We start from the raw sequence: 6876 nt of genomic DNA on the forward strand, positions 1-6876 counted from the left end.
ACAGGTGCCTTTCGGCACTGGGGTTTCTTAACTTCAAAGTCTTCTTGGTTGGCATATTTTTTTACTGTGCGAGCATCAATACCTGTCTTGCGACTAACACTCGCATAACTTTCTCCTTTTTGATTCACTTCATATCTGATATAATTTACTTCAGCCACTGCTAACATCTCCTAAATATCCTCCTGTCAAACGTTATTGGTCTAACGAGGAGTTTAAAGTTATTTTTGAGTGTTGGCAAGTGGTTTTTTGTATATTTTTGGCCGAATTTGACCAACATGAATTAACTGCCCTAAACTACATTTCAATTATGCCACATACACACCGACGGTGCTCTATCAAGCGCGATCACCTATAGCATCATACAGACAGCTAAAGTTAATGGTCTTGATGCCTTCAAATACCTGACCTATATATTTGAACAAATGCCTAATACGGAAAACTTTATGGATGAATCAGTTATTAAAACTTTCTATCCATGGAATCCCGATGTTCAGGCAAAATGTAAATAGCCTTTACTACACTTAACATTGTAGCAAAGGCTATTTGTTGTGCCGACCTACCTGATGGATTGGCGCTTACCCAACAATTGACTTTATTTCATCGAAAATTCTTTTATTATTTAAGAGGTCAATGTAATTAAAAAGAGATGCTCTTTTGTCGCTAGTTTTGATTTTATCAACAAAATCACGATGAATTATGTCTTCTAAAAGGTTAAATAAATTATCTTCGGTAGAGCTTATTTCACCCAGAAACGTTTCGCTTTTATCTCGCAATATACCATTTTTAAAGAAAACGTCAAAGTCAAAGTGATAATATAGAACAGGTTTATTTAAATAAGAAAAGTCAAATGATACTGAAGAATAGTCGGTAATCATCAAATTATTTCTTTGAATCAATTCTTGAACAGTTACTTCTCCTAGTTGAACGATGCTAATATTTTTTAAATCATTGCTTTTAAAATGTTGAATATAAGGTTGCATACGATAATGAGGATAAAACTCTAGATGTATATTATTTTCAACCAGCAATGATTGTAACCTAGAGTGATGTAATAAGGAATGATATCTTTTGTAATACTCAGATTCAATAAAAGTCTTCTCGTCGGTTAACCATTCACGCCAAGTAGGCATAACTAAGATAGATTTTTTCGTCACGGTATTATCAAGTGAATCAAATCGAGATAACCCAGTGATCTTTACCTCATTCTCATCGTATCCGAAGATTGACTTTACAAGATCTTTTTCTTTAGTCGAACTTACACAGAACATGTGGAAAGGGTATTTATAAAACTGTTTATGATACTCTACATTTTTACGACCGAGGACTCCATGCTGTAAAAAAATACGTATACCTTGTTGAAAGGAATCAAGAAACTGTCCCGGTACAGGTAAAATATTTTCAAAATCATGAGTGCCAATAAAAACTTTCGCTCTTAGTAATAAGTTGAAATGTTTATCGCTACCATATTTTACGACGTTCCCAAAATTTCTTATTCTATTATAATCTTTTGATGAGGTATCTATGACATAATAAATAGGTAAATTCGGATAATTATCTCTGCAATATTTAAAAAAATGATAGCCATTATCTTGTGCAGTATCGAATCGCTCACCAATTAACCATACATCTTTATTTCTAGAAAAAACTTTTGAAATTTGTCTATTGTACTTTAATTTAAGTTCGTTTTTTCTGGAAAGCTTATACGTTAATAACTTAATATTACCAAACGGACTGTATGCCTGACTAAATAATATTAGGCTGTTTTTTTGTTTGAAAAATGTATTTTTTTCATAATGGTCTTTATAATAAATAAACTCAGTAAAACGTAATTTCTTTTGAAAAAAATACGATTTATATTGCACACGTGCATACGCATCAAAGATAGTAAATGTGTTATCAATTTTATGTTGTAACTTTGTCAAATCAATAGTAATTTTAAAAGAGTTAAAGTTTTTTTCTTTTGTTTCAGTAAAATGAATATCTTCAAATGTTTCACCAGTATACCTATTACGTAGTAAAAATGATGTTTTCAAATCTGAATTTTCGGCTATAACATCTAATCCACTTTGGACCGTCATGACTATTTTATCTTCGTCAAAATCAAAATGCTCAATATTCCTTATCTGCACCGCTTTTTTAAATTCAAAGCCAAGGAATTCGTTTTTTGTTTTATAAAAATAGCTTTCAATAAGTTCGTTGAGCTCCATTAAGTCATTTGTTTGATCAAGTAATGAATCATCGAGTATTTTTATCTTTTCTTTTCGATATACTTGATTGATTGAATATTTTAAATTAACTTTCCACTTACCTAAGTGTAGTTTTAATAAATGGCTTTTATTTTTCTTCGTTAATGTAAAAATAATTAGGTAATGTCCATTTAGTTGCTCAATGTTAGCTGGTATTTCAATGTAGTTACTCTGAATATTCATAGGCTCAAGTACAATAGATGATGAATTTCTATCATAGTTTTCAAGGGGATACATTGGGTCTAATTTAAGAGAAAGAGCTATATCCTGGCTATTTCTTTTAACTTTGTGTAGATCAACCGATAAATCCAAAGCAGTGACCTTAATAGAAACATTCTCGTTTTTTGTTTGATAGAAGTCAAGATTATAATTTTTTTCACTAGAAGAGTAAATTACAGGAGCATTAGAATAGACTTCATCTGAACCTTGGCTTCTTATTTTTTTGCTGTCAGCATTGAGTAAATAAATATCCCAAATGCCTGTACTAAAAATGTCACAATCAATATAAGCTTTACTAAATTTGTCAAGACTCACCTTAAAAGTGTGCTCTATTTGACTTTTCCGTTTTATTAATAAAATTTTAGAATGTTGTTCAATTTTATACTTATCAGAAAAGGTGACTATAATAGAATCACCTTTGATTTCATAGTTATTTATTAGGCAATTCATTTATAACAACTCCTTTTGATAAAGATTTTTTATATTGATCTGAAATGCCAATAGTTATGATAAGCCATTGAATCATCCCTATATGAAAGTTATTTTGGAAAAGTGTTAGTTCGTAATTTGAATATATAACAGTTGCTATAAAAAAACCAGCCGATAATGCACCTTCAAAAGTATTGAGGTTTCTTGATAATAGACCCCACATTAAATATAGAAAGATTAGAAAAAAAGTTAATCCAATAACACCTGATTCCATAAATATCTGTAAATACTGATTATGAGTAGATGTATTAACTCCATTAATATGTCCAGCTTTGGAACTTATACCATGACCAATAAGAGGAGAATTTATTGAATGATTCCACACTTCACTCCAGATGTGCTCCCTGCCACTAAAGAAGCCCTTAGAAAACAAAGAAGTTGAAATATTATTCAATTTATATCCGATAGTGGTGTTTGGCAACTTAACGTAAATCAATATGAAAAGTAAGTTAAAGCCTAAAGCTATAAAAAAAGCATAGTATGCAAGGTTTCTACGATACTTGTTAATAAGTAAGATTAATATAACAATAAATATAGATAAACTAATAGATCTTGCTCCTGTTTCGCTTATCAAAAACAAAGAAATCAACAACATAGTTATAAAAAATGATTTTAACAATTTATTACTAACGTAGTGGAAAGATAAAATAATAAAATAAGTGCCGCAAAATAATAGGATTGCGAGTCCGTTAGGGTTTCTAAAACCACTAGTGAAATCTCTGAAAGGACTAGTAGAAATTCCAAAAAACCAGTCGAGTAACAAATAAAAAATAGATATGCTTATTATATAAGATATATAAATAATACTTTTCTTTCGCCAAGTGGTTTTGATGGATATTATAATAAAAGTAAAGCTACCAAGTAGTTTTAGGATAAGATTAATATTAAAATCATTATTAATAAAACTACTAGTAAATATTGTTACAAAATACAAACATATGACAATAATAATATCGCGTTGCGAAAGTAGAGAACCGTAATTTTTAGTTGGAGCTAAAATTAATATACTTAGGCTTAAATAAAGTAATAACGTTAACATGTAGTCTCCTGTGGTTCTAAAGGTATTTTCTGTTAATTCAAAAATACTTAGAAAAAGCAAAGTGAGAAAAATCACTTGGTTTTTTAAAGTTAGAGAAAAGATATTGTTCATTACTAACACTCCTAAAAATCTGTATTTGATTTAAAGTGTACACTATAAATAAGCTAAAATGAATATCTTAATTGTTTTTTTATCTAATAACTAGTATAATTCAATAAGTATTTACGATTTAAAGGAAGGAAATTTTATGAAAGCAACTATTAAAGTTTTAAAAGAACAGTTTAAATATTTTTATTTAGTTCGTCGTTTGTCAGTTTATGAATTAAGAAGCAAGAACAATGATAATTATCTTGGCATGGCGTGGGAGATTATTAATCCCGTTTTTCAAATTTCAATTTATTGGTTTGTCTTTGGTTATGGAATTCGTCAGCGTGAGGATATACCATTGACTGAAAATTTATCTGTTCCTTTTATTTACTGGATGATTATTGGGATGATTGTATGGTTGTTCTTCTACCAATCAATTATTCAGGGATCAAAATCTATCTATACTAGAATAAAAATGTTAGCGAAAATGAATTTTCCAATGAGCATTATTCCTAATTACGTTGTTCTCAGCCGTTACTTTGTATTTCTAGGAATGTTTGTTATTCTTATATTAGTTATGAATATGTCAGGTTATTATGTTAATATTTATTATTTGCAATTTCCATACTACTTACTAGCGTTATTTGTTTTTACATTTTCATTAGCTTTCGTTATGTCAACATTATCGACAATAATTCGTGATATTCAAATGTTTCTTCAATCAATATTACGCATGGGCCTATATATCTCCCCGATACTTTGGAATGTTGATACAATTGCCAATGAGACAATTAGTTTAGTTATGAAGCTAAATCCACTATATTATTTAATAGAGGGTTTTCGATTCAGCTTTTTTGGAATCGGATGGCACATTTTCAACGATCCAATATATACGGTGTATTTCTGGAGTATCACTATTATACTTTTTACATTTGGATCTGTTCTCCATCTTAAATTCAGGCGGCATTTTATTGATTTTGTATAAAAGAAGGGATTATATGACTATATCTATAGAAATTAAAGATTTATCCAAAAAATATAAACTGTATCAGAGTAGAAGCGAACGATTTAAAGACTTAGTTTTACCTAAGAGTTATGGAAAAGATTTTTGGGCGTTACGTCATGTTGATTTTAGAGCTAATAAAGGTGATGTAATTGGATTTATTGGCATTAATGGTTCTGGGAAATCAACGCTATCAAATATTATCGCAGGTATTGTTCCGGAAAGTAGCGGGAGTATATATATCAACGGTCAAGCATCATTAATAGCCGTATCTTCTGGATTAAAAGGTGACTTAACAGGACGTGAAAATATTGAATTAAAATGTTTAATGTTGGGTTTTTCGATGAAAGAAATAAAAGAAATGCAACAGTGGATCATTGAATTTGCAGAGTTAGAGGATTTTATAGATCAACCCGTTAAATCCTACTCGAGTGGGATGAAGTCTCGGTTGGGTTTTGCTATATCTGTTACAATTGATCCGGATATACTTATTATAGATGAAGCTTTATCAGTTGGGGATAAAGCATTTGCTGAAAAAAGTATTGAAAAAATGAAGGAATTTAAAGCGCAGGGGAAAACGATGATTTTTGTTAGTCACTCTATAAATCAAATTAAAAACTTCTGTAATAAAGTGTTGTGGTTAGAATTTGGCCAAGTAAAGAAATATGGAAATGTTGATGATATCATACCGGAATATGAGAATTTTATCAAAGAGTATAAAAAAATGACCAAAAAACAAAAGAGTGTATACAAGAGAAAAGTCATAGAAAATCAAACGGTCCGAGGTAATAAATAATGAAAGAGGTAAATATATTAAACGTAAACATATTGTGCGTAACGAAAGAAGTCTTTCTCGAAAAAATAATATATCCTCGATTGAAATTTCAGCAGTTAACTCACATTGTGACCGCTAATCCAGAGGTTATTGTTAAAGCTTATGAAGATGAACAGTATTTTCAATCAATTAACACAGCTGATTTTGTTATTGCGGATGGTATAGGTGTAGTTAAAGGTGCAAGGATTTTAGGTGGAAATATACCTGAGAGAATTGCTGGTTTTGATCTTATGCAAGATTTACTGGAATATGCAGATAAAAAACAATTAAGATGTTATTTCTTTGGTGGATCTAACTTAGTGATACAAGAAATGATGACTAAAGTGAACAAGCAATTTAATAACATTGTAGTTGCAGGTTATCGTAATGGTTATGATGTCATTGATGAGGATGTTATTTCGAAAGAACTGCTCACAAAAAAACCTGATTTAATATTTGTAGGACTAGGTGTGCCCAAACAAGATGATTGGATAGGGACTTATAAATCAAAAGTAAATAAAGGTGTTTTTATAGGGGTTGGTGGAAGTTTTGACGTTTTAGCTGGAGAGGTAAAAAGAGCCCCTGATTTTTGGATCAAACTTAACTTAGAATGGTTGTATCGCTCACTAAAGCAGCCTTCAAGATTAAAGCGATTATCAAGTAACTTTAAATTTATCTTTATGATTTTTTATGAAAGACTTAAGAAAATCTGAAAAAGGCTTCTCTACTAAAAATTGACTACTGCCAAAGGAATGTACCACTAGTGACAAGTTTTTAACCATCCTTTGCCATGTCATGTTACCACTGATCATTCATCCCACCCCAATTAAATATACGTTAAGTTGAGTAGGATGATTTTTGTATTAATGCTGTTAGAATCCGTTTGATAAACCTAGCCGTTCTCGCATGGAAACTTCTCCATCAATCATAATGGTGTAAGCATTATGCACGATGCGATCAATGACAGCTTCTCCTGTGG

The 6876-nt window shown here is 30.5% G+C and carries 5 protein-coding genes and 1 pseudogene; 4 read left to right on the forward strand and 2 right to left on the reverse strand.

Going from position 1 to position 6876, the window contains the following annotated elements; translation table 11 throughout:
• Positions 1-326: 326 nt before the first annotated feature.
• A pseudogene (locus BM163_RS14255) lies at positions 327-429 on the forward strand (transposase domain-containing protein); the annotation flags it as partial.
• A gap of 146 nt (positions 430-575) precedes the next feature.
• On the opposite strand, the gene BM163_RS13450 reads toward BM163_RS14255, so the two are convergent.
• Both BM163_RS13450 and BM163_RS13455 read right to left on the reverse strand, forming a co-directional pair.
• Entirely contained in the window at positions 576-2915 is a 2340-nt protein-coding gene (locus tag BM163_RS13450; protein ID WP_089803684.1) for a CDP-glycerol glycerophosphotransferase family protein, read from the reverse strand.
• Positions 2896-4104, reverse strand: a complete 1209-nt coding sequence (locus BM163_RS13455) for an O-antigen ligase family protein (protein ID WP_089803685.1) — start codon at positions 4102-4104, stop codon at positions 2896-2898. The genes BM163_RS13450 and BM163_RS13455 overlap by 20 nt, the downstream gene beginning before the upstream one ends.
• A 136-nt stretch (positions 4105-4240) precedes the next feature.
• Here BM163_RS13455 and BM163_RS13460 point away from each other — a divergent pair, with 136 nt between their 5' ends.
• From BM163_RS13460 to BM163_RS13470, 3 genes are read left to right on the forward strand one after another with little or no spacing between them, the layout of a single operon-like run.
• Complete coding sequence (locus tag BM163_RS13460; RefSeq protein WP_089803686.1) at positions 4241-5065, forward strand: ABC transporter permease; 825 nt, start codon at positions 4241-4243, stop codon at positions 5063-5065.
• 13 nt (positions 5066-5078) lie between these two features.
• Positions 5079-5879, forward strand: a complete 801-nt coding sequence (gene tagH / locus BM163_RS13465) for a teichoic acids export ABC transporter ATP-binding subunit TagH (RefSeq protein ID WP_089803687.1) — start codon at positions 5079-5081, stop codon at positions 5877-5879.
• A complete protein-coding gene (locus tag BM163_RS13470) occupies positions 5879-6610 on the forward strand; it encodes a WecB/TagA/CpsF family glycosyltransferase (RefSeq protein ID WP_089803688.1) in 732 nt (243 codons plus the stop codon). The genes tagH and BM163_RS13470 overlap by 1 nt, the downstream gene beginning before the upstream one ends.
• Positions 6611-6876: the final 266 nt, after the last annotated feature.

It is taken from the genome of Halolactibacillus alkaliphilus (genome assembly GCF_900115465.1).
GTDB lineage: Bacteria > Bacillota > Bacilli > Bacillales > Amphibacillaceae > Halolactibacillus > Halolactibacillus alkaliphilus.

Excerpts from the sequence above, each read along its gene's own strand:
- BM163_RS13455 (WP_089803685.1), bottom strand. The coding sequence starts at position 4,104 with ATGAACAATATCTTTTCTCTAACTTTAAAAAACCAAGTGATTTTTCTC.
- tagH (WP_089803687.1), top strand. The coding sequence starts at position 5,079 with ATGACTATATCTATAGAAATTAAAGATTTATCCAAAAAATATAAACTG.
- BM163_RS13460 (WP_089803686.1), top strand. The coding sequence starts at position 4,241 with ATGAAAGCAACTATTAAAGTTTTAAAAGAACAGTTTAAATATTTTTAT.
- BM163_RS13450 (WP_089803684.1), bottom strand. The coding sequence starts at position 2,915 with ATGAATTGCCTAATAAATAACTATGAAATCAAAGGTGATTCTATTATA.
- BM163_RS13470 (WP_089803688.1), top strand. The coding sequence starts at position 5,879 with ATGAAAGAGGTAAATATATTAAACGTAAACATATTGTGCGTAACGAAA.